A 26,306-nucleotide genomic window follows, 5' to 3' on the forward strand; every position below is an offset into this window, starting at 1 on the left:
CCTTCTTCTTTTTGCAAAGCCATGAACTCACCCACCCAACTGCGCATCAACGGCGAGCGCCTCTGGAACTCGCTGATGGAACTGGCGAAGCTCGGCGCCACCGAGAAGGGCGGCGTCTGCCGCATCGCGCTGACCGATCTCGACCGCCAGGGCCGCGATCTCTTCACCCGCTGGGCGCGCGAAGCCGGCTGCGAGGTGCGCGTCGACCGGATCGGCAACATCTTTGCGCGCCGCGCCGGCCGCGACAACACGCGCCCGCCGGTAGTCACCGGCAGCCACATCGACACCCAGCCCACGGGCGGCAAGTTCGATGGCAACTATGGCGTGCTGGCCGGGCTTGAAGTGATCCGCAGCCTCAACGATGCCAGGGTCGTCACCGAGGCACCGCTGGAGATTGCCGTGTGGACCAACGAGGAGGGCTCGCGCTTCGTGCCCGTGATGATGGGCTCGGGCGTGTTCGCCGATGCCTTCACGCTCGAGCATGCGCTGGCGCAGCGCGACAACGACGGCATCAGCGTGGCGGAGGCGCTGGCTTCCATCGGCTATGCGGGCAGCGCGCCGGCCTCGGCCGCGGCGTCGCCCGTGGGTGCGTATTTCGAGGCGCACATCGAGCAGGGGCCGGTGCTCGAGGCCAACGAGCGCGTGATCGGCGTGGTCGAGGGCGCGCTCGGCCAGCGCTGGTACGACGTGGTGCTGCAGGGCATGGAAGCGCATGCCGGCCCCACGCCCATGGAGCTGCGCAAGGACGCGCTGCTCGCGGCCTCCGAACTGGTGATCGAGGTCAACCGCATCGCGCTGGCCCATGCGCCGCATGCGCGCGGCACCGTGGGCTGGATCGACAACTATCCGAATTCGCGCAACGTGATCCCGGGCCGCGTGAAGCTCAGCGTCGACCTGCGCGCGGCCGACGACGTGGTGCTGTCGGCCATGGACGCCGAGCTGAAGGAGGCGGTGCAGCGCATCGCCGCCAAGGGCAAGGTCGAGGCCACGGTGGAGCAGGTCGTCTACTTCCCCCCGCAGCCTTTCACGCCCGCGCTGGTGTCGGCCATTCGAGAGGCCGCGCAGGCGCAGGGCATGACCTGGATGAACGTGATCAGCGGCGCGGGCCACGATGCGGTCTACCTCGCGCGCGTGTGTCCCACGGCCATGATCTTCGTGCCCTGCCTCGATGGCATCAGCCACAACGAGATCGAGGATGCGCAGCCCGGCCATCTCGAGGCCGGCTGCAATGTGCTGCTGCAGGCGATGCTGCAAAGCGCGGGAGTCGCGTCGTCATGAAGGTGCTGATTGCGCGGCTCAACCACGAGACCAACACCTTCTCGCCGGTGCCCACGCCGCTCGCGGCCTTCGGCCCTGACGGCCCGACGTTCGGCGAGCAGGCCTATCGCGACAACAAGGGCATGCGCACCGCGATGTCCGCCTTCATCGACCTGGCCGAGCAGGCCGGCGCGACGCTGGTCACGCCGGTGTCGGCCTCGGCCAATCCGAGCGGGCCGGTCGATGCCGGGGCCTACACCACGCTCACGCAGTGCATCGTCGATTCGGCGCCGGGCTGCGACGCCATCCTGCTCGACCTGCACGGCGCGATGGTGGCGCAGAACAGCGCCGACGGCGAAGGCGACCTGCTGCTGCGGCTGCGCGCCGCGGCACCCGGCGTGCCCATTGGCGTGGCGCTCGACCTGCATGCCAACGTCACGCCCGCGATGGTCGGCAATGCCGATGTGATCGTCGGCTTCAAGACTTATCCGCACGTCGATATGTACGAAACCGGCGAGCATGCCGGCCGCCTGCTGTTCGACCTGCTCGCGGGGCGCAGCAGGCCGGCGATGCGCTGGCACCCGCTGCCGCTGATGGCGCACACGCTGCGCAGCGCCTCGTTCACCGGCGCGATGCAGCGCGCCATCGAGGCGGCGCGCGCGGCCGAAGCATCGGAGTCGCTTGCGGCGTCGATCTTTGCCGGCTTCTCGCTGTCGGACATCGAGGCACCCTGCATGAGCGTGGTGGTGGTCGATGCCGAATCGCCCGAGCGCGCGCAGGCCACGGCCGACCGGATCGCCAGGCAGATGTGGGACGAGCGCGAGGCGTTCATCTACCGCAGCGAGCCGCTGGCCGAGTCGATCGCGCGGGCCAAGGCCATCGCCGGCGGCGCGACGCGCCCGGTGCTGCTGCTCGACCATGGCGACAACTGCATGTCGGGCGGCAGCTGCGACACCATGGACGTGCTGCAGGAGGCGCTGGCGCAGGGGCTCGACGGCATCGGCGTGGGGCCGCTGTGCGACCCCGAGGCGGTGGCCGCGCTGGTTGCGGCGGGCGAGGGCGCCAAGGTGACAGTGGCGCTCGGCAACAAGGTGTCGCTGGCAGGCATCGGCCTGTCGAAGAAGCCCGTGACGCTGACCGGCACGGTTCGCACCATCGGCAACGGCGAATACGTGATCACCGGCCCCACCTACACCGGCCAGCGCAGCAGCATGGGCCGCACGGTGCTGTTCGACATCGGGCCGGCGCGCATCGTGGTGACCGAGCGCACGCAGGAGCCCTGGGACATCGGCGTGTTCGAATGCGCGGGGCTCGATCCGCGCAAGGAACGTTTTTTGCTGCTCAAGTCGCGCATGTACTGCCGGCCGGTGTTCGAGCCGCTTTCCGCCGCGCTAATCGAGTGCGACAGCCCGGGCGTGACCAGTTCGGACTACGGCCTGTTCCCGTTTTCCCGGGTCCGCAGGCCGGTGTTTCCACTCGACGCGATCTGAGCCGAAGGTGGCGGGCCTACCTATGCAAGAAATTGCATAGGTAATTGGAGGTACACCCCGATACTCCGGCGCTTCGACCCATGAAGCCCACCGCGTGAACACCTTTGCCCAGAGCGCCGTCGCGGCCTGGCAGCTGCTCGTGTCCGGCGATCCGGTGCTGCTGGCCATCGTCGGCCGTTCGCTCGCGGTCAGCGCCAGCGCCTGCGTGCTGGCCTGCGGGCTGGGCCTGCTGCTGGGCGCCTGGCTGGGCGTGGCGCGCTTTCGCGGCCGCGCCGGCCTGCTCACGCTGCTGAACACCCTGCTGGCGCTGCCGTCGGTGGTGGTCGGGCTGGTCATCTACCTGCTGCTGTCGCGCTCGGGCCCGCTCGGCTTCCTGGGCTGGCTGTTTTCGTTCAAGGCCATGGTGCTGGCGCAGACGGTGCTGGTGCTGCCGGTGGTGACGGCGCTCACGCGCCAGGCCATCGAGGATGCCGAGCGCGCGCATGGCGAGCAGCTGAGCTCGCTCGGCGCCAAGCCTCTGGTGCGGGCGCTGCTGCTGGTTTGGGACGAGCGCTACGCACTGCTCACGGTGCTGATCGCCGCCTTCGGCCGCGCGGTATCGGAAGTGGGCGCGGTGATGGTGGTGGGCGGCAACATCGACGGCTTCACGCGCGTGATGACCACCGCCATCGCGCTCGAAACCAGCAAGGGCGACCTGCCGCTGGCGCTGGCGCTGGGCATCGTGCTGCTGGGCGTGGTGCTGGTGCTGAACCTTGCGATTGCCGCCGTGCGCGGCTGGCGCGAACGGGTCGACGGCGGGGGCGGCGCAGGCGGCATGGCGGCCTGGTGGCGGCCGGAGGCGCGCCCGTGAACGAACACGCGCAGCTCGCGAGCGTGGATGCCACCGTCTTCGCGCTCTATGGCGTCGACGTTCGCCTGGGGCGGGTGGCGGCGCTGCAGGGCGCGACGCTGACCATCGCGGCCGGCGAGCGCGTGGCGCTCATCGGCGCCAACGGCAGCGGCAAGACCACGCTGCTGCGGCTGCTGCACGGCCTGGTGCCGCATGCGGCAGGGAGCTTCACCAGCGCCGCGCCGCGCCGGCAGCAGGCCATGCTGTTCCAGCGCCCGCACATGCTGCGCGCCTCGGTGACGGTCAATGTGGCCCTGGCGCTGTGGCTGCGCGGCATGCGTTGGCGCGATGCCCGCCGCGCCGCCATTCCGGCGCTGGCGCGCGTTGGCCTGGAAGACCTGGCCGAGCGCAACGCCCGTGCCCTCTCGGGCGGCCAGCAGCAGCGCGTGGCGCTGGCGCGCGCCTGGGCGCTGCATCCGGCGGTGCTGCTGCTCGACGAGCCCACGGCCAGCCTCGATCCCACCGCCAAGCGCGAGGTCGAGGCGTTGATCGCCGAAGCCGCCGCCGGCCGCACGCTGGTGTTTGCGAGCCACAACCTCGGGCAGGTCAAGCGGCTCGCGAGCCGCGTGGTCTATCTCGAGCACGGCCGCGTGCTGGCCGACCTGCCCGTCCACGATTTCTTCCATGGGCCCCTGCCGGAGGAGGCCCGCCTGTTCGTCAAAGGAGAGTTGGCATGAACCTGTTTCTCAAGCAGCACCGCGCAAGCACGGGCATTCGCGCCTCGCTGGCCGTGGCCGTTTTCTTCCTGGCCGCGGGTGCCGCGCGCGCCGAGACCATCACCATGGCCTCGACCACGTCCACCGAGCAATCGGGCCTGTTCTCGCACCTGCTGCCGGAATTCAAGAAAGCGAGCGACATCGACGTCAAGGTGGTGGCGGTGGGCACCGGCCAGGCCATCGACATGGCCAAGCGCGGCGATGCCGACGTGCTGTTCGTGCACGACACCGCGGCCGAGGAGAAGTTCGTGGCCGAGGGCTTCAGCGCCAAACGCTACCCCGTGATGTACAACGACTTCGTGCTGGTGGGCCCGCAGGCCGACCCGGTGGGCGCGAAGGGCGGCGACATCGTCGCCGCGCTGAAGAAGATCGCGGCCGCCAACGCGCCTTTCGTGTCGCGCGGCGACAAGAGCGGCACCGACGCGGCCGAGCGCCGCCTCTGGACGCAGACCGGCGTGGCCGAGGCGGGGCAGCCGGTGCCCAACGAGCGCAAGGGCACGGGCTACAAGGAATGCGGCTGCGGCATGGGGCCGGCGCTGAACATCGCGGCCTCGTCGGGCGCCTACGTGCTGGCCGACCGCGGCACCTGGCTCAGCTTCAAGAACCGCGCTGGCCTGGCAGTGCTGGTCGAGGGCGACAAGCGGTTGTTCAACCAATATGGCGTGATGGTCGTGAGCCCGGCGAAATTTCCCTCGCTCAACAGCAAGGGTGCGCAGAAGTTCGTCGACTGGGTGATCTCGCCGGCCGGGCAGCAGACCATCGCGGCCTACAAGATCGGCGGCGAGCAGCTGTTCTTTCCCAACGCATCGGCGAACTGAGGCCATGACCTGCGAGGTCATCGACGCCGCGCGCGCCCGGCGCGACCATTCCTTCACCCCGCGATGTTGCGGGTCGAATCCTCGAAAGGAAATGGTCATCATGAACACCGCCGCACACGACGCCGCCGCCATTGCCCAACGCTACATCGCGGCCTGGAACGAAACCGATGCCGCGCGCCGCGCCCAGCTGATCGAAGCCGCCTGGACGGCCGATGCGCACTACGCCGACCCGCTGGCGCAGGCCAGCGGCCGCGACCAGATCGGCGCGCTGATCGGGGCCGTGCAGCAGCGCTATCCGGGTTTCCGCTTCAACCTGTTCGGTACGCCCGAGGCGCACGGCGACAACCTGCGCTTCTCGTGGACCCTGGGCCCGAGCGGCGCCGAAGACCTGATCCAGGGCACCGACTTCGCCCGGCTCGATGCCGGCAGGCTGCAGTCGGTGACTGGCTTCCTCGACAAGGTGCCGGTCGGGGCCTGAACGGGCTTCAGTCCGCGGAGCCGGAAGCACGGCCGCGCCACAGCTTGCGGTAGACCGTGGCGCGGCTGATGCCCAGCGTACGCGCGGCCTCGGCCACGTTGCCGCGGGCGTCGGCCACGGCCTTGCGGATCAGGGCAGCCTCGACGTCGCGCAGCCGCGGCCGGGCTTCGGCCACCGCGACGGCCGGACTCTTGCCGCCGCGCTGGGGCCGGACCTGCACGCGCAGGCCGGACCACAGCGGCACCTCGAGCACGGCGTCGCCGCGGCGGGCCGCATCGAACAGCATGTCCAGCGGCGTTGCGAACAGGTCGTTGCAGTGCAGCGCGTGCTGGGCGCGCGCCAGCGGCTGGTGCAGCATCTGGCGCGCCGCGGCATTGGCGCCCGCAACGGTGCCGTCGGCGTCGATGCACAGCAGCCCGTCGGTGGCTTCGCCGCGCGGGCAGCCCGGCCACGAGAGATGCAGCCGCAGCTCGCAGGGCTGGTTCAGCACCAGCATGTTCTCGATGCTGCGTGCAGACAGCGTGGCCAGGTGCCGCAGCTCCGGCCGCTCCACCGCCTGCACGCCGGTCAGGTCGAGCATGCCGATGCAGTTGCCCCGCGGGCCGAACAGCGGCGCCCCGGCGCAGCTGTAGATGCTGGTGTCCTCGAAGAAGTGCTCGCCGCGGTGCAGCCACACCGATTCCTGCTCGGCCAGCGCGGTGCTGATCGCGCTGGTGCCGACCGCGCGCTCCGACAGGTCGACGCCCACGCGCGCGATGTTTCGGGCGTAGCGGCTGTCGGTGTCGGTGCCGTCGGGCAGCGGGCCCACGTCGACCACGATGCCGTCGGCATCGGTCAGGACGGCGAAGTAGCGCGTGTCGGCAATGGCGCGCGACAGCCGCTCGATCACCGGCCGGGCCGCCAGGACCAGCGCGCGGTTGCGCTCGGACGCCTCGCGCTCGGCCGACCTGGCCACCGGTTCGAAGCTGATCCGCTGCTGCGGCTGCCGCCCCGCCTGCAGGCAGCGCTCCCAGGAACGCAGGATCCATGGCTCGATGCGCGCCGCGCCCCGCGAGCGGGGGGCTTCGCCGTGGATCAGCTCCCGTCGGGCCTGCGCAATGGCGGCGGAACGTTCGGGCAGGGGCGCAACGATGGAGGCGGACATCGGGTCGGTTCGCTCGGGTGGGGCGGTTTTTTCAGACTTGCCGGGGCCGCAAGTTGTTTCATTTTGAGAATTTCGTACGCGCTGCGCAAGCGTCGAGGGTTTTGCCTAGGATAGTGCACGGGGCCGGCATCCAAGATGCCTTTCGCTGAACCAGCCATCACCTTCAACGGAGACAGCCAAATGCAGGTAGCTTTCACGGTCAACGGCCGACCGGCCACGGTCGACGCACCCCCCAATACCTTCCTGGTGCACGCCATCCGCGAGCATCTCCACCTGACCGGCACCCATGTCGGCTGCGACACCGCCCAGTGCGGCGCATGCACCGTCCACATGAACGGGCGCGCGGTGAAGTCGTGCAACATCCTGGTCGGGCAGGCCGCCGGCGCGCAGATCACCACCATCGAGGGCATCGCCCAGCCCGACGGCACCATGCACCCCATGCAGGCGGCTTTCAAGGAATGCCATGGCCTGCAGTGCGGTTTCTGCACCCCGGGCATGGTCATGAGCGCCATCGACCTGTGCACCCACCATCCCAAGTCGAGCGAATCGGAGATCCGCGAACTGCTCGACGGCAACCTGTGCCGCTGCACGGGCTACCAGAACATCGTGAAGGCCGTGCAGATGGGCGGCGAGGCCATGGCCTCGGGCACGCCGGTCAAGACCACCGCCACGGCGTGAAGGGAGCAACATCATGGGTGCCTCCGACTTCTCGAACCTGCCCCACATCGGCGAAGCGCTGCGGCGCAAGGAAGACTATCGCTTCCTGACCGGCGCGGGCAACTACACCGACGACATCACGCTGGCCAACCAGAGCCATGCGGTCTTCGTGCGCTCGCCGCACGCCCACGCCGTCATCAAGTCGGTCGACACTGCCGAGGCGCTCAAGATGCCCGGCGTGGTCGGCATCTTCAGCGGCAAGGACATCGAGGGGAAGATGGGGGGCCTGCCCTGCGGCTGGCTCATCAACAACCCCGACGGCACGCCCATGAAGGAGCCGATGCACCCGATCCTCGCGATCCACAAGGTGCGCTACGTGGGCGACCATGTGGCCATGGTGGTGGCCGAGACCGTCGAGCAGGCCAAGAATGCGGCCGAGGCCGTGGTGGTCGACTACGACGTGCTGCCCGCGCTCGTGAGCGTGGGCGACGCGGCGAAGAAGGCAAGCGGCGTCACGCTGCACGACGAGGCCCCCGACAACCAGTGCTACAAGTGGGCGCTGGGCGACAAGGCCGCCGTCGATGCGGTGTTTGCCAATGCCGCGCACGTGACCAGGCTCGACCTCGTCAACAACCGGCTGGTGCCCAACCCGATCGAGCCGCGCGTGGCCATCGGCAGCTACGCCCGCGGCACCGACGACTACACGCTGTATGTGTCCAACCAGAACCCGCACGTCGAGCGCCTCTTGATGACGGCCTTCGTGCTGGGGCTGCCCGAACACAAGGTGCGCGTGATCGCGCCCGACGTGGGCGGCGGCTTCGGCTCCAAGATCTTCCTGTACGCCGAAGACGTGTGCCTGACCTGGGCCGCCAAGCAGCTCAACCGCAACATCAAGTGGACGGCCGAGCGCTCGGAGTGCTTCCTGTCCGACGCGCATGGCCGCGACCATGTGAGCCATGCCGAAATGGCGATGGACAAGGACGGCAAGTTCCTCGCGATGCGGGTGCACACCGACGCCAATCTCGGCGCCTACCTGTCGACCTTCTCGACCGCAGTGCCGACCATCCTCTACGCCACGCTGCTCGCGGGCCAGTACACCACGCCGCAGATCTACGTCGAGGTCGATGCCTGGTTCACCAACACCGCGCCGGTCGATGCCTACCGCGGAGCGGGCCGGCCCGAGGCCACCTACCTGCTCGAGCGGCTGGTGTCGCGCTGCGCCTGGGAAATGAACCTGGGCCAGGACGAGATCCGCAAGCGCAACTTCATCACCACCTTTCCCTACCAGACCCCGGTGGCGCTGCAGTACGACACGGGCGACTTCCACGCCTGCATGGACAAGGCCCGCGTGCTGGCCGATGTGCAAGGCTATGCGCAGCGCAAGTCGGCCAGCGAGGCCGCGGGCAAGCTGCGCGGCATCGGCTACTCGAGCTACATCGAGGCCTGCGGCATCGCGCCGTCGAACATCGCCGGGGCGCTGGGCGCGCGGGCCGGCCTGTTCGAATGCGGCGAGATCCGCGTCCATCCGACTGGCAGCGTGACGGTCTTCACCGGCTCGCACAGCCACGGGCAGGGACATGAAACCACCTTTGCGCAGGTTGTGGCGGCACGCCTGGGCATTCCGGTGGACAACGTCGACGTGGTGCATGGCGACACCGGCCGCGTACCCTTCGGCATGGGCACCTACGGCTCGCGCTCCATCTCGGTAGGCGGCGCGGCCATCATGAAGGCGCTCGACAAGATCGAGACCAAGGCCAAGAAGATTGCCGCGCACCTGATGGAGGCAAGCGATGCCGACATCGAGTTTGCGAACGGCGAGTTCACGGTCAAGGGCACCGACAAGAAGATCCCGTTCGGCCAGGTGGCGCTCACGGCCTACGTGCCGCACAACTACCCGCTCGACAAGCTCGAGCCCGGCCTGAACGAGACCGCCTTCTACGACCCCACCAACTTCACCTTCCCGGGCGGCACCTACATCTGCGAGGTCGAGGTCGACAAGCAGACCGGCGAGGTGCGCGTGGACCGCTTCACCGCGGTGGACGACTTCGGCACCATCATCAATCCGATGATCGTCGAGGGCCAGGTGCACGGCGGGCTGGTGCAGGGCATCGGCCAGGCGCTGCTCGAGAACTGCGTGTACGACAACGAGACCGGCCAGCTGCTCACCGGCAGCTTCATGGACTACGCCATGCCCAGGGCCGGCGACTTTCCGCAGTTCAAGCTCGACACCGTGTGCACGCCGTGCACGCACAACCCGCTGGGCACCAAGGGCTGCGGCGAGGCGGGAGCCATCGGCTCGCCGCCGGCCGTGATCAACGCCGTGCTCGACGCGCTGGCGCCGCTCGGCGTCAAGGACTTCGACATGCCCGCATCGGCCAGCCGCGTCTGGGAAGCGATGCAGGCGGCCGCCTCCCACTAGAACAACGAAGGAACCCACACCATGTACGCCTTCACACTCGAACGGCCGGCCACCGTGGCCGACGCGGCCAAGCTCGTTGCCGCGGGCGCCAAGCCGCTGGCCGGCGGCCAGACCTTGCTCGCCTCCATGAAGCTCAGGCTGTCGGCGCCCGAGCAGCTCGTGGACCTCGGCGGTATCAAGGAGCTCACCGGCATCAGGAAGGACGCCGGCACGATCACCATCGGCGCGATGTCGCGCCATCTCGACGTGGCCAACAACGCCGACGTGAAAGCCGCCTTCCCTGCGCTGGCGGACCTGGCCGGGCGCATCGGCGACCGGCAGGTGCGCGCGATGGGCACCATCGGCGGTTCGGTGGCCAACAACGATCCGGCCGCCTGCTACCCCAGCGCGGTGCTCGGCTCCGGTGCAACGGTCATCACCTCGAAGCGCGAGATCGCCGCGGACGATTTCTTCCTGGGCCTCTTCACCACGGCACTCGAGGAAGACGAGCTGATCACCGCGATCCGCTTTCCGATTCCGAAGCGCGCCGTGTACGAGAAGCTGCGCCAGAAGGCATCGAATTTTCCGCTCGTCGGCGTGTTCCTTGCGCAGTTCGACAGCGGCGTGCGCGTGGCCATCACCGGCGCGGGCAACGGCGTGTTCCGCCACGCGGGGCTCGAAGATGCGCTCAACAAGAGCTTCACGGCGGCAGCCGCCGCGGCCGTGAAGATCGACGCGAGCGAGCTCAACAGCGACCTGCACGCCTCGGCGGCCTACCGTGCCAACCTGATCAGCGTGCTCACGCAGCGCGCCGTCACCAAGGCGCTGGGCTAGAAATGGGCTAACCCCCAGGCTTCGCGCACTTCGTGTCGCTTCGCCCACCCCCTTGCAGGGGGCAACACCAGCGGCCCGGCAAAGCCGGTTCCGCGGTGTTCGCGAAAAGGCAGCGCTGCGCATGCCGGCTTGTTTCAGCATCCGCTACGCTTCGCCATGACCTTCCCGACCATCGATTCCCTCTCCGAAGGCTTGATGCAGGCCGGCTACTTTGCCGACCGCCGCCTGGCCACGGCCGTGTTCCTCGCGCTCAGGCTGCAGCGCCCGCTGCTGCTCGAGGGCGAGCCCGGTGTCGGCAAGACCGAGCTGGCCAAGGCACTGTCGACCGCGCTCAACCGCGAGTTGCTGCGCCTGCAGTGCTACGACGGGCTGGAGCAGCGCGAGGCGCTCTACGAATGGAACTACGCCGCGCAGCTCCTGCACATGCGCGCGGCCGAAGCCGCAGGTGCTGTACGAGACATTGAGGCCGAGGTCTACCAGCCGCACTACCTGATCCGCCGCCCGCTGCTGCAGGCCCTGCAGACGCCCGCGCCCGGCGCCGTGCTGCTGATCGACGAAGTGGACCGCGCCGACGAGCCCTTCGAAGCCTTCCTGCTCGAATATTTGGGCGAGTACCAGGTCAGCATTCCCGAGCTCGGTACCGTGCGCGCCGTGGTGCCGCCGGTCACCATCCTCACGAGCAACCGCACGCGCGAGCTCAACGACGCGGTGAAGCGGCGCTGCCTTTACCACTGGCTCGACTACCCGGAGCGCGAACGCGAACTGGCCATCGTGCGGGCCCAGGTGCCGGAGGCCGGCGAGAAGCTCTCGGCCCAGGTGGCCGCGTTCGTGGCGCGGCTGCGCGACGCGCCCTTCGTCAACGCCTTCCAGCGTGCGCCCGGCATTGCCGAAAGCGTCGAGTGGGCGAGGGCGCTGATCGCGCTCGACACCGTCGAGCTCGATCCCGAAGTGGTGGTCGACACCGCCGGCATCCTGTTCAAGCAGCGCGACGACGTGGCAGCGCTCACGCACGAGCTCGCATCCGATCTGCTGAAACCCGAGGAGCCGGTCGCGCCCTGAGCGCGGCCGACGGTCGAGGCGCCCGCATGGCCGGCATCCAGCAACTCGGCGACGTACGCAGCGGCAAGCTGGCCGGCAACATCACGGCCTTCGGCCGCGCGCTGCGCCGCGCCGGCGTTCGCACCGATGCCATGCGCATCGCGCTGGCCGCCGAAGCGGCCACGCTGGTGGGCGTGGAAAGCAGGCTCGACCTGAGCGCCGCGATGGAAGCCGTCATGATCAGCCGCGAGCAGGACCGCATGGTGTTCCGCGAGCTCTTCGACGCCTGGTTCCGCGACCCCGAACTCGCCAACAAGCTGCTCGCGCAGATGCTCCCGAGCGCCGAGGGCAAGGCCGAGCCCTCGAAGCGGCGCCCGCGCGTGCGCGAGGCCCTCACGGCGCCGCGCGATCCCGCCCGCCCGGCCGCGGTTGCCAAGCCCGACAAGGAGGTCGAGTTCGATGCCGCCATGACATCGAGCGATCGGCAGCGCCTGCAGCATGCCGACTTCAATGCGCTGGGCGCGTCCGAGTACCGGCTGGTGGAACGCCTTGCGCGCGATGTCACCTTGCCCATTCCTTCGCTGCCGTCGCGCCGGTTGCGCGCGGCCAATGATGCAGGTTCGCAGCATGCGCGCATGCACTGGCCTGGCGTGCTGCACGAAGCGGCGCGCACGGGTGGCGAAATACTTCGCCTGCCGAAGCTGAGCCGCCGCGAGCAGCCCTTGCCGCTGCTGGTGCTGGTCGACGTGTCGGGCTCGATGGAACGCTATGCGCGGCTGCTGCTGGCCTTTCTGCATGCGTCGACGCGGCGGGCCGGGCGGCGCGACGTGTTCGCCTTCGGCACCCGCCTGACCGATCTCACACCGGCCTTCCGGCTGGCCGACACCGATGCGATGCTGGCGGCCGCAGGTCTGGCCATCGACGATTTCGCAGGCGGCACGCGGCTCGGCAGTTCGCTGGCCGAGCTTCGCCATGCGAACGCGCGCCGCCTGACTGGCCGCCGCACGCTGGTGCTGGTGATCAGCGACGGACTCGACACCGGCGAGCCGGCGCTGCTCGAAAACGAGCTGCTCTGGCTCAAGCGCCACTCGCGCCGCCTGCTGTGGCTCAACCCGCTGCTGCGCTTCGAGGGCTACGCCCCTTTGGCGCGTGGGGCCAGTGTGCTGCACCGGCATGCGGATGCGATGCTGGCGGTCCACAATCTCAGTGCCCTCGAACAGCTCGCAAGCAGCCTCGCCGCCCTCATGCGGTCCGGGCGCTAGGGACTTCACAGAAGCAAAAAGGAAAACCACCATGGAAATGCTCGGCAATCGCCGCCTCGGCGTCACCCAACAACAGGCCTGGGAGGCGCTCAACGACCCCGAGACGCTCAAGAAGTGCATTCCCGGCTGCGACAAGTTCGAGCTCACGGGCGACAACCAGTACAGCGTGGCGCTGGCGGTCAAGATCGGCCCGGTGTCGGCCAAGTTCAGCGGCAAGGTCGCGCTGTCGGACATCGTGGCGCCCGATGGCTACAAGCTCAGCTTCGAGGGGCAGGGCGGCGTGGCGGGCTTTGCCAAGGGTTCGTCCAGCGTGACGCTGCGGCCGCTGGACGGCACCGCCGAGGCCGCGCCGGCACCGGCCGGCTGCGAGCTCGACTACACCGTGCAGGCGCAGGTCGGCGGCAAGATCGCGCAACTGGGCCAGCGCCTGATCGATGGCGCCGCCAAGTCGACCGCCGACGATTTCTTCAAGCGCTTCGAGGCCGAGATGCAGAGCCGCTACGGTCCGCCGCCGGCCGCCGCTGAAGCGGCCGAGGCGCCCACGGAAAAGGCCGGCATGATGTCCGGCCTCATGAAGAAGATGGGGCTCGGCAAGAAGGACGACAAGGATGCGTCCGCCGCACCGGGCGACGCCGGCTAGGAACGGATCAGGCAATGGAAAATCTCGACGTCATGGTGCTGCGCACGCTGCGCGACTGGCGGCGTGCCGGCAAGCGCGCGCTGCTCACGACCGTGGTGCGCACCTGGGGCTCCTCGCCGCGGCCGGTCGGCTCGATCATGGCGCTGGCCGACGACGGCGCCGTGGTGGGCTCGGTCTCCGGCGGCTGCATCGAGGACGACCTGATCGCGCGCTACAGCCATGCGCACGGCAACGGCGAACAGGTACCCCTGGGCGCGCCGCCCGTGCTCGTGAAGTACGGCATCACGGCCGACGAGGCGCACCGCTTCGGGCTGCCCTGCGGCGGCACGCTGGAGCTGCTGCTCGAATACGACCCCGACGCGGCCGCGCTCGATACGCTGGTGGCCCAGCTCGAGCAGGGCCGGCTCATGCAGCGCACCGTCACGCTTTCGACCGGCGCCGTGCGCCTGGCCGAAGCCACCGCGCCCGACGAACTCAAGGTGAACGACACCGAGCTCACCAACACCTTCGGCCCCGAATACCGCATGCTGCTGATCGGCGCCGGCCAGCTCGCCGAATACCTTGCGACCATGGCCAGGTTCAGCGGCTTTGCCGTGACGCTGTGCGACCCGCGCGCCGAATACCGCACCGCATGGACGCTGTCCGGCGTGGAGATCACGACCGAGATGCCCGACGATGCGGTGCTGGCCTTCAAGCCCGATCGCCGCAGCTGCGTGGTGGCGCTCACGCACGATCCCAAGCTCGACGACCTCGCACTGCTCGAGGCACTGCAGAGCGAAGCCTTCTACGTGGGCGCGATCGGCTCGCGCCGCAATGCCGATGCGCGGCGCGCCCGCATGATCGAGCACTTCGGCCAGACAGAGGAATCGCTCGCGCGGCTGCGCGGCCCCATCGGCATCTACATCGGCAGCAAGACGCCGCCCGAGATCGCCGTGAGCGTGATGGCCGAGATCCTGGCCGTGAAGAACGCGGTGACGCTGCCGCGCGAAATGGAAGTGGCGCGCGCCAAGGGCCTGCAGCAGCTCGCGATGAGCTGACGAGGCGCCGGTTTCAGCCCGACTTGGCCGCCGGCGGCACGTCGCCGCCCTTTTGCCGCTCACGGAAGAGCGCGGCGCGCATCAGGAAGATGGTGGTGATGGGCGCCGTGAGCGCAATGAACAGGACGATCAGCACCGCGTGCAGGAAGAGGCTGAAGCCCTGCACCGAGAAATAGACGATGGTGGCGATCGTCATGCACCACACGCCCACCGTGGCGCCGAGCGTCGGCGCATGGATGCGGCGGAAGAATGTGGGCAGCCGCACGAGGCCGAAGGAGCCGATGGCGGCAAAGGCTGCGCCCAGCACCGCGAACACGGCGGTGACGATTTCCGCCCACAGCGGCAGCGGCCCCACGATGAAGTCGCTCATTCGATCACCTCCCCGCGCAACAGGAACTTGGCCATGGCGGTCGACCCGACGAAGCCGAACAGCGCCGTCAGCATCGCGGCCTCGAAGTACACGTTGCTCGCATAGACGATGCCCAGCACCAGCATCATCAGCATGCCGTTGATGTAGAGGCAGTCCAGCGCCATCACGCGGTCTTGCGCGCTCGGGCCCACCAGCAGCCGCGCCAGCGCGCAGAGCATGGCCACGGCCAGCAGCAGGAGCGCGAGTTTCAAGGCCCAGAAAAGTACAGGCGTCATGATTCGAAGATCTCCATCAAGGGGTGCTCGTAGCGCTGCTTGATCATGGCGATGAAAGCGGCATCGTCGTCGACGTCGAACACATGGATCAGCAGCGTGCTGCTGTCGAACGCGATCTCGCCCCATGCGGTGCCGGGCGTGAGGCACATGATCATGGCCAGCACCGCGAGCCCGTTCGGATCGCGAAGATCCAGCGGCACGTGGATGAAGCGCGAGGCGATGCGCGAGGTGCGGCGCGTCAGCAGCCGCCGCGCCACGAAGAGCGCCGATTCCAGCATGTCGGCCAAGGCCCGGCCCGCGAGCCGCAGCGCCACCCAGGGCTTGCGCATGCGCACCGTGGCTGGCCGCAATCCCTTGGTGAGCAGCGGAACCGCAATGGCCAGCACCGCGGCCGCCAGCAGCGTGGCCGGGTCGAGCGACTGGTTGAGCAGCAGCCACACCGCAAACAGCGCCAGCGAGAGCGGCGGCGAAGGCATCCAGCGCTTCATGGTGCCGGGCCTTTCGCGGGCGCCGCCGGATTGGGCACCTGCCGCGCGCCCATCACGGCATTGCGGTAGGCGGTGGGCGTGCGCAACCCTTCGGCGGTGGTGATGGCGTGGCGCATGACGGGGCCGGCCCAGACCGTGAGCGCCACGCTGGCCGCGAGCAGTCCGGCCACCGGCAGCACCTCGAGCGCGGGCAGCGCCGGCATGGTGGGATGCGGCTGGGTCCAGAAGTGGCGCATGCCGGTGCGGCTCAGCGCAATCAGCGCGAGCAGTCCCGAGACCATCAGCAGCGCCAGGAAGATCCACGCGGGCAGCGAGGTACCGCCGGTGGAGAAGGCGCCCGACAGCATCGCGAACTTGCCCACGAAGCCCGACAGCGGCGGCAGGCCCGCGAGCAGCAGCGTGCAGCCGATGAAGCTCAGTCCCAGGAAGGCCACGCCGGCGGGAATGGCGCGGCCGTAGAGTGCCTGCGCCTCGTCATCGAGGTTCACGTCGTCGAGCACCCGCAGGTCTTCCGCCAGGAACGGCGCATTGCCCGCCTTTTCATGCGGTGCCACGCTCATGCCGGCGTTGCGCCAGCGCTCGATCATGTCGGTCAGCAGGAAGAAGGCGCTCACGGCCAGCGTCGAGCTCAGCAGGTAGTAGAGCGCGCCGGCCCACACGGCCGGCTCCCCGAGCCCGATGGCCGCGAGCAGCGTGCCCGCCGACACCAGCACGCTGAAGCCCGCGAGATTGGAGAGCCGCTGCGTGCCCACGATGCCGAGGGCGCCCGCGAACAGCGTCGCCAGCCCGATCGCGATGAGCGCCGATTGCCCGAACGCGGCCGAGCTGCCGGCGTCCGGTGCGAAGAGCAGCGTCCACAGCCGCAGCAGCGTGTAGATGCCGAGCTTGGTCAACAGCGCGAACACGGCGCCGACGGGCGACACCGCCGCGCTGTAGGCCGGCACCAGCCAGAAGTTGAGCGGCCAGGCGCCGGCCTTGGCGAAGAACGCGGTCGCGAGGATGGCGGCCGCCGCATGCACCAGGCCGCGGTCGGCCGGCGCGAGCTGCGCGATGCGCATGCCGAGGTCGGCCATGTTGAGCGTGCCGGTCGCGCCGTAGAGCAGGGCCGCGCCAATCAGGAAGAGCGACGAGGCGGCCAGGTTGATGGCGATGTAGTGGAGCCCGGCCTGCACCCGCAGCCGGCCCGAGCCATGCAGCAGCAGGCCGTAGGAGGCCGCGAGCATCACCTCGAAGAAGACGAACAGGTTGAACAGGTCGCCCGTGAGGAAGGCGCCGTTCAGGCCCATGAGCTGCAGCTGCAGCAGCGGATGGAAATGCACGCCCGCGCGGTCCCAGCGCGAGGTTGAATAGATCGAGGCCGCAAAGGCAACCACGCCCGTGAGCGCCACCATCATGGTCGACAGCCGGTCCGCCACCAGCACGATGCCGAAGGGCGCCTGCCAGTTGCCCGGCAGGTAGACGCCGACCGAGCCGGGGCCGTCGCCGGTCTCGGGCGCATTCACCCAGCGCAGCAGCGCCAGCGCCGCCAGCAGTCCCACCAGTCCCGAGACCACGCTCAGCGCCGACTTGGTGCGGCGCCGGCTTTCGCCCAGCAGCAGCATCAGTGCGGCCGTGAGCAGCGGCACGAGGATCGGCACCGCGACGAGGTGCGGCATGCCGAACTCGAGCAGCCGGTCGAGCAGCTGGACCAGTTGCCCCGTCACTCCGCCGCCTCCTGCCGCTCTTCGCCGTCCACGTGGTCGGTGCCGGTGAGGCCGCGCGAGGCCAGCAGCACCACGAGGAACAGCGCCGTCATTGCAAAGCCGATCACGATCGCCGTCAGCACCAGGGCCTGCGGCATCGGGTCGGCGGTGTTGGCCAGCGTGGCGGCGATGCCATGGACCAGCACCGGTTCGCTGTCGAGCTTGAGCCGCCCCATGCTGAAGATGAACAGGTTGACCGCGTACGAGATGAGCGTGAGGCCCATGATCACCTGGAAGGTGCGCGGCCGCAGCAGCAGGTACACGCCCGAGCCGGTGAGCACGCCGATGGCCAGTGCGAGCACGGCCTCCATCAGCGCGCTCCTTCCGGTGTTGCGCCGGCGGCCGCGGCAGCTGCCTCGGCTTCCTTCTCGCGCTGCTCGTCGGCCCAGCGGTGGCTGCGTACCGACTGGTGGGCCAGCGCGGTGAGGATCAGCATGGTCGCGCCCAGCACCAGTGCGAACACGCCGATGTCGAAGAACAGGGCGCTCGGCACGTGCAGCTCGCCCAGGACGGGAAGGTGCAGGTGCGCGGTGTGGGTGGTCAGGAACGGATAGCCGAACAGCACCGCGCCGCTGCCCGTGGCCAGCGCGAGCAGCAGGCCGGCGGCGATCCAGCGGCGCGGATAGATGCGCAGGTGCTCTTCCACCCACTCGGTGCCCGAGACGATGAACTGCAGCACCAGCGCCACCGACATCACCAGCCCCGCGACGAAGCCGCCGCCGGGCGCGTTGTGCCCGCGCATGAAGAAATAGACCGACACCAGCACCGCAAGCGGCAGCAGCAGGCGCACCAGCACGGCCGGCACCATCAGGTAGCCCACCGCCGTGTCCTTGGCCAGGCGCGGGTTCAGCAGGTCGCTGCTTCCGTCGTCGGCCTGCGCGCGCTGCTGCACCGGCAGGGCCATCGATTCGCGCGCCGGCCGGAAGCGGCGCAGCAGTGCATAGACCGTGAGCGCGACCACGCCGAGCACGGTGATCTCGCCGAAGGTGTCGAAGCCGCGGAAGTCGACCAGCATCACGTTGACTACGTTGGTGCCGCCGCCCTCGGCCAGCGCATGCTCGAGAAAGAAGGGTGAGATGCTTTGCGGAAACGGCCGCGTCATCATGAGCCACGCCAGCGCCGCCATGCCGCCGCCGACGCCGGCCGCCACCAGCAGGTCGCGTCCGCGCCGGCCCCAGGGGCGCAGCCTGGCGCGCGCTGGCTGGACCGCATCCTTGCTGCGCATCGGCAGCCAGCGCAGGCCCAGCAGGATCAGCACCGTGGTCACGGCCTCCACCACCAGCTGCGTCAATGCCAGGTCGGGTGCCGAGAACCAGATGTAGGTCACGCAGCACACCAGCCCGGCGCCCGAGGCCAGCATCAGCGCGGCCAGGCGATGGAACTTGGCCTGCCATGCCGCCGCCAGCGCGCAGGTGCCGCCGATCAGCCAGGTCATGGCGAACATCGGCGAGAAGGGCAGCAGTTCGCGCTCGCCGCGGGCGACCGGTGCCGTCCAGAGCGACACCGCGGCGCCCGCCGCCGCCGCCGCGATCAGCAGCAGCAACTGCGACTGCATGCGCCGCGTGCCCAGCAGGCGGCGGCTGCGCCGGCCGGCCTCGCTGAGCTGCGCGAGCAGGTGTTCGAAGATGGCCTGGCCGTCGAAGCGGTGCAGGAGCGGCGTGTGTTCGAGCTTGCCCTCTGCGCGGCGGCGGCGCTGCGACAGGTAGAGCGCCATGCCGCCGGCCAGCGCCACGAAGCTCATCGCCAGCGGCAGGTTGAAGCCGTGCCACACGGCGAGGCTGTATTCGGGCAGCACGCCGCCGACCACCGGCGTGGCGGCCGCCGCCAGCAGCGCGCCGATCGACCAGGCCGGCGCCACGCCCACCACCAGGCAGACCAGCACCAGCAGTTCGACCGGCACGCGCATCCAGTGCGGCGGCTCATGCGGCTGCCTCGGTACCTCGGGTCCGCAGGGCGGGCCGAAGAAAACGTCGAACACGAAGCGCGCCGAATAGGCCACGCTGAAGACGCCCGCGATGGTGGCAATGACCGGAAGGCTCAGGTTGATCCACGGCGTCGCCTGGATGAACACCGTCTCGGCGAAGAACATTTCCTTCGAGAGAAAGCCGTTGAGCAGCGGCACGCCGGCCATCGACGCGCTTGCGATGATCGCCAGCGTGCCGGTGATCGGCATCAGCCGCAGCAGGCCGCTGAGCTTGCGGATGTCGCGCGTGCCGCTCTCGTGGTCGATGATGCCGGCCGCCATGAAGAGCGATGCCTTGAAGGTCGCGTGGTTGATGATGTGGAACACGGCTGCCACTGCCGCGAGCGGGCTGTTCAGGCCGAGCAGCAGCGTGATGAGCCCGAGGTGCGAGATGGTCGAGTACGCGAGCAGCGCCTTCAGGTCGCGCTGGAACATCGCCACGAAGCCGCCGAGCAGCAGCGTGATCGCGCCCGCGCCGCCCACCAGCCAGAACCACTGTTCGGTGCCCGACAGCACCGGCCACAGCCGCGCCATCAGGAACACGCCGAGCTTCACCATGGTCGCCGAATGCAGGTACGCCGAGACCGGCGTGGGCGCCGCCATGGCGCGCGGCAGCCAGAAGTGGAACGGGAACTGCGCGCTCTTGGTGAAGGCGCCGAGCAGTATCAGCACCAGGGCCGCGGGATAGAGGGAATGCGCGCGGATCTCGTTGCCCGATGCGAGCACCACGTCGAGCTCGTAGCTGCCCGCGATGCGGCCCAGCACCACCACGCCCGCCAGCAGGCAGAGCCCGCCGGCACCGGTGACGGTGAGCGCCATGCGCGCGCCGCGCCGGGCGTCGCGCCTGTGATGCCAATAGCCGATCAGCAGGAAGGAGAACAGGCTGGTGAGCTCCCAGAACAGCACCAGCTGGATCAGGTTGCCCGAGAGCACCACGCCCGTCATCGCGCCCATGAACGCGAGAAAGAACGAGAAGAAGCGCGGCACCGGATCGGACGCCGACATGTAGTAGCGCGCATAGAGCACCACCAGCGCGCCGATGCCGAGCACCAGCATGCAGAACAGCCAGGCGAAGCCGTCCATGCGGAACACCAGGTTGAGCCCGAACTCGGGCAGCCATGCGATCTCCTGACGCAGCACGTTGCCGCGCGCGATCTGGGGAAAGAACCATGCGGTCTGCAGCGCGCAGCCCAGCGCGACGAGCCCCGCCAGCGTCGACTCCCGGTTGCGCGCGTTCGACGGCATCAACGCGGCCAGCACGCTGGCAACAAAGGGGAGTGCGACGAGAAAGACCAGGGGCATTGCGGCCGATTCTATCGACCGGCCCCCTGGAAAATTCTCCTGAAAACCCGCGAAGATCGACGGCCTTGCCGCCTGGCTATGGATCGATCAGGCGGCCAGGGCCTGCACGCTGCGTATGCCCAGCCAGGTCAGGAACAGCGATCCGCCGAGGTGGGCTGCTGCCGTGAGCAGTGCCACGCCCGGCCGGCCTTCGAGAAGCATGGTCACGACCTCGGCCGAGAAGCTCGAGAAGGTCGTCAGGCCGCCGAGAAAGCCCGTGACCAGCGCGAGCCGCCAGGCCGGATCGAGGTCGGGCAGCAGATGGAACGAGGCGATGGCCACGCCGATGAGGTAGCCGCCGATCAGGTTGGCGGCCAGCGTGCCCCAGGGCATGAACCCGCCTGCGCCGAACCACAGCGCCAGGCCCCAGCGCGCCACCGCGCCCACGGAGGCACCCATGCAGATGGCAAGAATCGGAAGCAGCATGGGCCTATTGTCGGGGCACGGCTGGCGCTGTTCAGGGCGCCATCTGTTGCGGCAGCCAGGTGACCAGTTGCGGCACGAAGTAGATGATGAGCACGGCCGCCACCATCAGGAAGAACATCGGCAGCGTGACGCGGGCGATGTAGAGCAGGTCCTTCCCGGTCATGCCCTGCAGCACGAACAGGTTGAAGCCCACGGGCGGCGTGATCTGCGCCATCTCGACCACCAGCACGATGAAGATGCCGAACCAGATCGGGTCGATGCCGGCAGCGGTGACCGTCGGCATGATGACACCCATGGTGAGAACGACCATCGAGATGCCATCCAGGAAGCAGCCCAACACGATGTAGAAGGCTGCGAGCATCGCGATCAGTTGGAACTTCGAGAGGCCGAGCGAGCCGATCCATTCGGCCAGGTGGCGCGGCAGGCCGATGTAGCCCATGGCCAGCGTGAGGAAGGCTGCGCCCGCGAGGATCAGCGCCATCATGCAGTAGAGCCGCGTGGCGCCCAGCAGCGCTTCCTTGAAGCTGTGCCAGTTCAGCGAGCCCTGCGCGCCCGAGATGATCATGGCACCGACTACGCCCACGGCGGCCGCTTCGGTGGCGGTGGCAATGCCCGCGTAGATGGATCCGAGCACCGACAGGATCAGCAGCGCGACCGGGATCAGTGACATCGAGGCCTTCAGCTTCTCGATGAAGGGCAGCTTCGCATCGGCCGGCGGAATGCGGTCCGGGTGGCGCAGCGACCAGAACACGATGTAGCCCGAGAACAGCAGCGCAAGCAGGATGCCCGGGATCACACCTGCAATGAACAGCCGGGCGATCGACACGTCCGCACTCACGCCGTAGACGATCATGATGATCGAAGGCGGGATCAGGAGGCCCAGCGTGCCGGCCCCGGCCAGCGTACCGATGACCATGTCGTCCGGGTAGCCGCGCCGCTTCAGTTCGGGCAGGCTCATCTTGCCGATGGTGGCGCAGGTGGCCGCGCTCGAGCCCGACACCGCCGCGAACACGGCACAGCCCACCACGTTGGTGTGCAGCAGCCGGCCCGGCAGGCTTTGCATCCAGGGCGCGAGACCCTTGAACATGTCCTGCGAGAGCCGCGTGCGGAACAGGATCTCGCCCATCCAGATGAACAGCGGCAGCGCGGTGAGCGTCCAGCTCGAGGCCGAGCCCCAGATGGTCACGGCCATGGCATCGCCCGCGGGGCGCGACGAGAAAATCTGCATGGCGATCCACGCCACGCCGGAGAGCGTGAGGCCGATCCACACGCCGCTGCCCAGGATCAGGAAGAGCGCGGCGATCAGCAGGCCCGCAACGGCGATGTCACTCATGGCGCAAGGCCTCCGTCTCGACCGGCTTGGCTGGTCTTCCCCGCCACTCGATCACGAACTCGTCGAAGGCTGCGATGGCGAACACCAGCGCACCCACGGCCATCGAGAGCTGCGGCAGCCACAGGGGGGTGGCGTCGTTGCCGGTGGAGATGTCGTGGAAGTCGTGCGACTGGAACACCAGCCGCGCGCTGTACCAGGCGAACAGCACCGCGAGCAGGGCTCCCGCGCCCATGGCCCAGCGTTCGAGCCAGCGCTGCGCCGCGGGCGGCAGGTTCTGCAGCACCAGGGTCACGCGAATGTGCTCGCCGCGCTTGAGCGTGTGAGCGAGCGCGAGGAAGCCGGCACCGGCCATCAGGTAGCCGGCATAGGCATCGATGCCCGGAACATTGAAATGGAGCTGCCGCCCGGCGATGGAGAGCAGCACCATCACGAGCAGGCCGAACATGAAAAGCGCCGCCAGGGCGGCGGCGCTGTTGTAGAGAAAATCAAGCGTCTTTCGCATCGGTGGCTGTTCGGTGTTGCGTCACATCTTCTTGTATGCGTCGACCACCGCCTGGCCCTCGGGGCCGGCCTTTTCGAGCCATTCCTTGAGCATGGTGTCGCCGACCTTCTTCATGTCGGTCTTGAGTGCCGCGGAAGGCACATGCACGGTCATGCCATTCTTCTTGAGCAGGTCCAGGTACTCGAGGTTCTTCTTCTTCGAGAGCTCCCAGCCGCGCTTCTCGGCATCGGCGGCGGCCTTCAGCACGGCGTCCTGCGTCGACTTGTCGAGCGCGTCGAAGGCCTTCTTGTTCATGAGCACCGCGTTCTTGGGCAGCCAGGCCTGCGTGTCGTAGAAGTTCTTGATGTATTCGTAGGTCTTGGTGTCGTAGCCAGTGGAGCCGGAGGACATGTACGACTCGATCACGCCCGTGGCCATGGCCTGCGACAGCTCGGCCTGCTGCACCGTCACCGGCTGCGCACCGACCAGTTCGCCGATGCGCGCGGTGGCGGGACTGTAGGCGCGCCACTTCACGCCCTTGAGGTCGGCGGCCGAAGCGATTTCCTTCTTCACGAAGATGCCCTGCGGCGGCCAGGCCACCGTGTAGAGCAGCACGATGCCCTGCTCGGCCAGCTTCTTTTCGAGCACGGGCTTCTGCGCCTGATAGAGCTTCCAGGCCGCGTCATAGCTGTCGGCGAGGAAGGGAATGCCATCGGCGCCGAACATCTGCCATTCGTTCTGGTAGTTGACCAGCAGGATCTCGCCGAGCTGCGCCTGTCCGCCTTGCACCGCGCGCTTGATCTCGGGCGCCTTGAACAGCGACGCATTGGCGTGCACGGTGATCTTGAGCTTGCCGCCACTGCCCTTTTCGACATCGCTCGCGAACTGGGTGATGTTCTCGGTGTGGAAGTTGGTCGCCGGGTAGGCGGTGGGCAGGTCCCACTTGGTCTGCGCGAAGGCTGCGGCGCCAAGGGTGAGGCCCGCCAGGGCAATGCCGAACTTGTGATTCATGAGCGCTCCGGAACGTATGAAAGTGAAAACGAACGCGAGCATACGTGCAAATTCCGGGCCACTCCTGAGGCATTTCCCTGCCACGCGGCGCTGCGCAGCAGCCTGTCTTGCTGCTGCGGCGCATGCAAAAAAGCCGCCCTGCGGCGGCTTTCAGTGTGTTGCGGGGCATGCCGCGCGCGCGGCATCGGCCCGCTGGCCCAGGGCGTTTCGATCAGGGCTTGGCCGGCTTGGCAGCGGCTGCCTTGGCGGGCTTTTCCGCCTTGGCGGCAACTGCTTCGCCTGCGGTGCCGCCGAAGGTTTTGCCGTTCACCGTGAGTCCTTCGGCCGACAGCTTCCCGGCCTTCTTTTCCTTCACGCCTTTCACGCGTTGCATGAAGTCGGGCCAATCCTTGAACTCACCTTCCTTGCGTGCGTCGAGGATGCGCTTGGACATTGCAGGACCGACGCCCTTGATGCCATCGAGATCGGCCGCCGTGCCCTTGTTGACATCGACCGCGGCGAACGAGGCAGCCGCCAACAGCATGGCCATCACGGCCAGGATTTTCTTCAGCATGATTTTCAAACTCCCTGATTTGTTGAGATCACAGTTCGCCGGCAGAAGGCGCCGGCTCGCGTTCAACGGTTCAGGAAAAGGCGCGTTGACGGCCTCGCGCCCTGCGGGAGGCGCGTTCACCATTGTTCCGAAAGGTGTTCGGAATGTGGCTCAGAGCTCTTCGACGCGCCGCGGCGGATAGCTGTCCCAGGCCTGGCATCCGGGGCAATGCCAGAAATGCTGGTGCGCCTCGAAGCCGCATGCGGCGCAGCGGTAGCGCATCAGCGGCCGGGTGGCCTGGTCGAGGGCGCGCTGCACCTGCGGGTGGAACTGCTCGTGCTCGAAACGCTCGCCGGCAAGCCAGCGCGAGGCGGCAACCAGCGAGGGCTGCTGGGCGAGGTGTGCGATGTAGCCGTCGCGCGGAGCGAGCGGCTGGCCGTTGGCGGCCGGAATCGCGCTGGTCGGCGAGCCGCCGAGCGCGATCAGCGCTTCGAGCACGTCGATCGAGGGCGAATCGTCATAGTGCCTTTGCAGCAGCGCGAGTGCCTCGCCCTCGCGATGGGCGGCGACCGCGGCCTGCTGCAGCGCAGCGGCATACAGCGGCAAGGCGAGCGGGGCGGTGTCGCTCAGGGCGACAAGGGTGTCGAAGGCCTTGGCACCGTCGCCATTGCGCAGTTGCAGCGTGGCGGAGTCGATGGCGGGGCGGGGCGCCTGCGGGGCCAGCGCGACCGCCTCGGCAAGCAGCCGGCCGGCCGCGGCCAGGTCGCCGGCCGCCACCTGCTCGGAGGCTTGCTCGCAGAGGTGATGGGCTCGGCGCGTGCTGTAGCTGGCCTGGTCGGATTCGTCGAGCTTCTGCGCCACGGCGGCGGCCTGGGCCCATTCGCGCGAACGCTCGTAGATGGCCAGAAGCGAAAGCCGCGCCTCGTTCTCGTAGCGCGTGCCCTCGAGTTTTTGCAGCGCGGCCTCGGCACGATCGAGCAGCCCGGCGCGCAGGAAATCCTGCGCCAGCGCGTGCTGGGCGCGTTCGCGATCGCTGCGGCTCAGGTCGCCGCGCCCCAGCAGATGTTCGTGCACGCGCACCGCGCGCTGGTATTCGCCGCGCCGGCGAAACAGGTTGCCCAGCGCGAAGTGCAGTTCCTGCGTGTCGGGATCGTTCTGCACGGCCTCGATGAAGGCATCGATGGCCTGGTCCTGCTGTTCGTTGAGAAGAAAGTTGAGGCCGCGGAAATACGCCTTGGGGGCTTGCCGGTTCTCGAGCTTGAGCTGCCGGATGTCGAAGCGCGAGGCGAGCCAGCCCAGCACGAAGGCGACGGGCAGGCTGATCAGCAGCCAGCTGGGATCAAAGTCCATGTTGGCGTACGGTGGGTAGGTCGGTGGCGGAAATGGACGGCGGCGGCGCTGCCGGGGCAGGCGTGGATGACGCAGGCGCCGCGGCTTCGTCGCCGCGCGCAGCCGGAACCTGCGCCGCCGCCGCACGGTGCTTCCACCATCCGGGCAGCATGCCGAGCGCGCCCACCACGAGGCCGCCGGCGAAAGCTGCGAGCACGACGAGCACCAGGGGCGCGCGCCAATGCGTGCCGAAGAAGAAATAGACGGTCGCGTCGTGCTGGTTGTTCAGCGCGAAAGCAAAAAGCGTAAAAAAAATGGCTGCCTTGAGCAGCCACAGGAGGTATTTCATAGCCGTTC

At 68.6% G+C, this 26,306-nt stretch carries 27 protein-coding genes; 13 read left to right on the forward strand and 14 right to left on the reverse strand.

Features of this window, described 5'->3' with window-relative positions:
- The first annotated feature begins 21 nt into the window (after positions 1–21).
- From ACAM54_RS08380 to ACAM54_RS08405, 6 genes are all read left to right on the forward strand, one after another.
- The gene (locus ACAM54_RS08380; RefSeq protein ID WP_369650424.1) at positions 22–1,278 is read left to right on the forward strand and encodes a Zn-dependent hydrolase; all 1,257 of its coding nucleotides are present in this window, start codon (positions 22–24) and stop codon (positions 1,276–1,278) included.
- Positions 1,275–2,747, forward strand: a complete 1,473-nt coding sequence (locus tag ACAM54_RS08385) for a M81 family metallopeptidase (protein WP_209534887.1) — start codon at positions 1,275–1,277, stop codon at positions 2,745–2,747. Before ACAM54_RS08380 ends, ACAM54_RS08385 begins: the two co-directional genes overlap by 4 nt.
- Positions 2,748–2,841: 94 nt before the next feature.
- Positions 2,842–3,597 (forward strand): ABC transporter permease, encoded by a 756-nt coding sequence (locus ACAM54_RS08390; protein ID WP_209534889.1) that lies wholly within the window; start codon positions 2,842–2,844, stop codon positions 3,595–3,597.
- Positions 3,594–4,313, forward strand: a complete 720-nt coding sequence (locus tag ACAM54_RS08395; protein ID WP_145741758.1) for a phosphate ABC transporter ATP-binding protein — start codon at positions 3,594–3,596, stop codon at positions 4,311–4,313. The genes ACAM54_RS08390 and ACAM54_RS08395 overlap by 4 nt, the downstream gene beginning before the upstream one ends.
- On the forward strand, positions 4,310–5,170 hold the full coding sequence (locus ACAM54_RS08400) for a substrate-binding domain-containing protein (protein ID WP_369650425.1): 861 nt from the start codon (positions 4,310–4,312) through the stop codon (positions 5,168–5,170). The genes ACAM54_RS08395 and ACAM54_RS08400 overlap by 4 nt, the downstream gene beginning before the upstream one ends.
- 100 nt (positions 5,171–5,270) lie before the next feature.
- Entirely contained in the window at positions 5,271–5,648 is a 378-nt protein-coding gene (locus tag ACAM54_RS08405; RefSeq protein WP_369650426.1) for a nuclear transport factor 2 family protein, read from the forward strand.
- 7 nt (positions 5,649–5,655) lie between these two features.
- Here the strand turns inward: ACAM54_RS08405 and ACAM54_RS08410 are convergent, their stop codons facing one another.
- Positions 5,656–6,792, reverse strand: a complete 1,137-nt coding sequence (locus tag ACAM54_RS08410; RefSeq protein WP_369650427.1) for a helix-turn-helix domain-containing protein — start codon at positions 6,790–6,792, stop codon at positions 5,656–5,658.
- Positions 6,793–6,972: 180 nt separating this feature from the next.
- Here ACAM54_RS08410 and ACAM54_RS08415 point away from each other — a divergent pair, with 180 nt between their 5' ends.
- The 7 genes from ACAM54_RS08415 to ACAM54_RS08445 all read left to right on the forward strand — a co-directional run bounded on the left by ACAM54_RS08415 (position 6,973) and on the right by ACAM54_RS08445 (position 14,658).
- Positions 6,973–7,470, forward strand: a complete 498-nt coding sequence (locus tag ACAM54_RS08415; RefSeq protein WP_124956916.1) for a (2Fe-2S)-binding protein — start codon at positions 6,973–6,975, stop codon at positions 7,468–7,470.
- Between the two features lie 13 nt (positions 7,471–7,483).
- Complete coding sequence (locus ACAM54_RS08420) at positions 7,484–9,868, forward strand: xanthine dehydrogenase family protein molybdopterin-binding subunit (protein ID WP_369650428.1); 2,385 nt, start codon at positions 7,484–7,486, stop codon at positions 9,866–9,868.
- Positions 9,869–9,889: 21 nt separating this feature from the next.
- Positions 9,890–10,681 carry a xanthine dehydrogenase family protein subunit M gene (locus ACAM54_RS08425; protein WP_209499682.1) on the forward strand — a complete coding sequence of 264 codons (792 nt, stop codon included), beginning with the start codon at positions 9,890–9,892 and terminating at the stop codon, positions 10,679–10,681.
- Positions 10,682–10,837: 156 nt separating this feature from the next.
- Positions 10,838–11,740 (forward strand): AAA family ATPase, encoded by a 903-nt coding sequence (locus ACAM54_RS08430; RefSeq protein ID WP_369650429.1) that lies wholly within the window; start codon positions 10,838–10,840, stop codon positions 11,738–11,740.
- Positions 11,741–11,766: 26 nt separating this feature from the next.
- Entirely contained in the window at positions 11,767–12,981 is a 1,215-nt protein-coding gene (locus tag ACAM54_RS08435) for a VWA domain-containing protein (RefSeq protein WP_369650430.1), read from the forward strand.
- A gap of 31 nt (positions 12,982–13,012) precedes the next feature.
- Entirely contained in the window at positions 13,013–13,621 is a 609-nt protein-coding gene (locus ACAM54_RS08440) for a CoxG family protein (RefSeq protein WP_307697242.1), read from the forward strand.
- A gap of 14 nt (positions 13,622–13,635) precedes the next feature.
- Entirely contained in the window at positions 13,636–14,658 is a 1,023-nt protein-coding gene (locus ACAM54_RS08445) for an XdhC family protein (protein ID WP_369650431.1), read from the forward strand.
- A 13-nt stretch (positions 14,659–14,671) separates the two neighbouring features.
- On the opposite strand, the gene mnhG is transcribed toward ACAM54_RS08445, so the two are convergent.
- From mnhG to ACAM54_RS08510, 13 genes are all read right to left on the reverse strand, one after another.
- Positions 14,672–15,028, reverse strand: coding sequence for a monovalent cation/H(+) antiporter subunit G (gene mnhG, locus ACAM54_RS08450; protein WP_145741775.1), 357 nt, complete (start codon positions 15,026–15,028; stop codon positions 14,672–14,674).
- Positions 15,025–15,303, reverse strand: a complete 279-nt coding sequence (locus ACAM54_RS08455) for a K+/H+ antiporter subunit F (RefSeq protein ID WP_021006334.1) — start codon at positions 15,301–15,303, stop codon at positions 15,025–15,027. Before ACAM54_RS08455 ends, mnhG begins: the two co-directional genes overlap by 4 nt.
- The gene (locus ACAM54_RS08460; protein ID WP_145741777.1) at positions 15,300–15,791 is read right to left on the reverse strand and encodes a Na+/H+ antiporter subunit E; all 492 of its coding nucleotides are present in this window, start codon (positions 15,789–15,791) and stop codon (positions 15,300–15,302) included. The genes ACAM54_RS08455 and ACAM54_RS08460 overlap by 4 nt, the downstream gene beginning before the upstream one ends.
- The gene (locus ACAM54_RS08465; protein WP_369650957.1) at positions 15,788–17,446 is read right to left on the reverse strand and encodes a monovalent cation/H+ antiporter subunit D; all 1,659 of its coding nucleotides are present in this window, start codon (positions 17,444–17,446) and stop codon (positions 15,788–15,790) included. Before ACAM54_RS08465 ends, ACAM54_RS08460 begins: the two co-directional genes overlap by 4 nt.
- Before the next feature lie 44 nt (positions 17,447–17,490).
- Entirely contained in the window at positions 17,491–17,844 is a 354-nt protein-coding gene (locus tag ACAM54_RS08470; protein ID WP_369650432.1) for a Na+/H+ antiporter subunit C, read from the reverse strand.
- Positions 17,844–20,798: a monovalent cation/H+ antiporter subunit A gene (locus ACAM54_RS08475; protein WP_369650433.1), complete on the reverse strand. Its 2,955-nt coding sequence runs from the start codon at positions 20,796–20,798 to the stop codon at positions 17,844–17,846. Before ACAM54_RS08475 ends, ACAM54_RS08470 begins: the two co-directional genes overlap by 1 nt.
- 87 nt (positions 20,799–20,885) lie before the next feature.
- Positions 20,886–21,263: a fluoride efflux transporter CrcB gene (gene crcB, locus ACAM54_RS08480; protein WP_369650434.1), complete on the reverse strand. Its 378-nt coding sequence runs from the start codon at positions 21,261–21,263 to the stop codon at positions 20,886–20,888.
- Between the two features lie 31 nt (positions 21,264–21,294).
- Positions 21,295–22,596, reverse strand: coding sequence for a TRAP transporter large permease (locus ACAM54_RS08485; RefSeq protein ID WP_369650435.1), 1,302 nt, complete (start codon positions 22,594–22,596; stop codon positions 21,295–21,297).
- Positions 22,589–23,098: a TRAP transporter small permease gene (locus ACAM54_RS08490; RefSeq protein ID WP_369650436.1), complete on the reverse strand. Its 510-nt coding sequence runs from the start codon at positions 23,096–23,098 to the stop codon at positions 22,589–22,591. Before ACAM54_RS08490 ends, ACAM54_RS08485 begins: the two co-directional genes overlap by 8 nt.
- A 21-nt stretch (positions 23,099–23,119) precedes the next feature.
- Positions 23,120–24,088, reverse strand: a complete 969-nt coding sequence (locus ACAM54_RS08495; protein WP_369650437.1) for a TRAP transporter substrate-binding protein — start codon at positions 24,086–24,088, stop codon at positions 23,120–23,122.
- A 211-nt stretch (positions 24,089–24,299) separates the two neighbouring features.
- Positions 24,300–24,764, reverse strand: a complete 465-nt coding sequence (locus tag ACAM54_RS08500) for a ComEA family DNA-binding protein (protein ID WP_369650438.1) — start codon at positions 24,762–24,764, stop codon at positions 24,300–24,302.
- A 27-nt stretch (positions 24,765–24,791) separates the two neighbouring features.
- On the reverse strand, positions 24,792–25,970 hold the full coding sequence (gene lapB, locus ACAM54_RS08505; protein WP_145741791.1) for a lipopolysaccharide assembly protein LapB: 1,179 nt from the start codon (positions 25,968–25,970) through the stop codon (positions 24,792–24,794).
- Positions 25,960–26,298 (reverse strand): lipopolysaccharide assembly LapA domain-containing protein, encoded by a 339-nt coding sequence (locus tag ACAM54_RS08510; protein WP_145741793.1) that lies wholly within the window; start codon positions 26,296–26,298, stop codon positions 25,960–25,962. Before ACAM54_RS08510 ends, lapB begins: the two co-directional genes overlap by 11 nt.
- Between the last annotated feature and the right edge of the window lie 8 nt (positions 26,299–26,306).

Source organism: Variovorax sp. V93 (genome assembly GCF_041154485.1).
GTDB lineage: Bacteria > Pseudomonadota > Gammaproteobacteria > Burkholderiales > Burkholderiaceae_C > Variovorax > Variovorax beijingensis_A.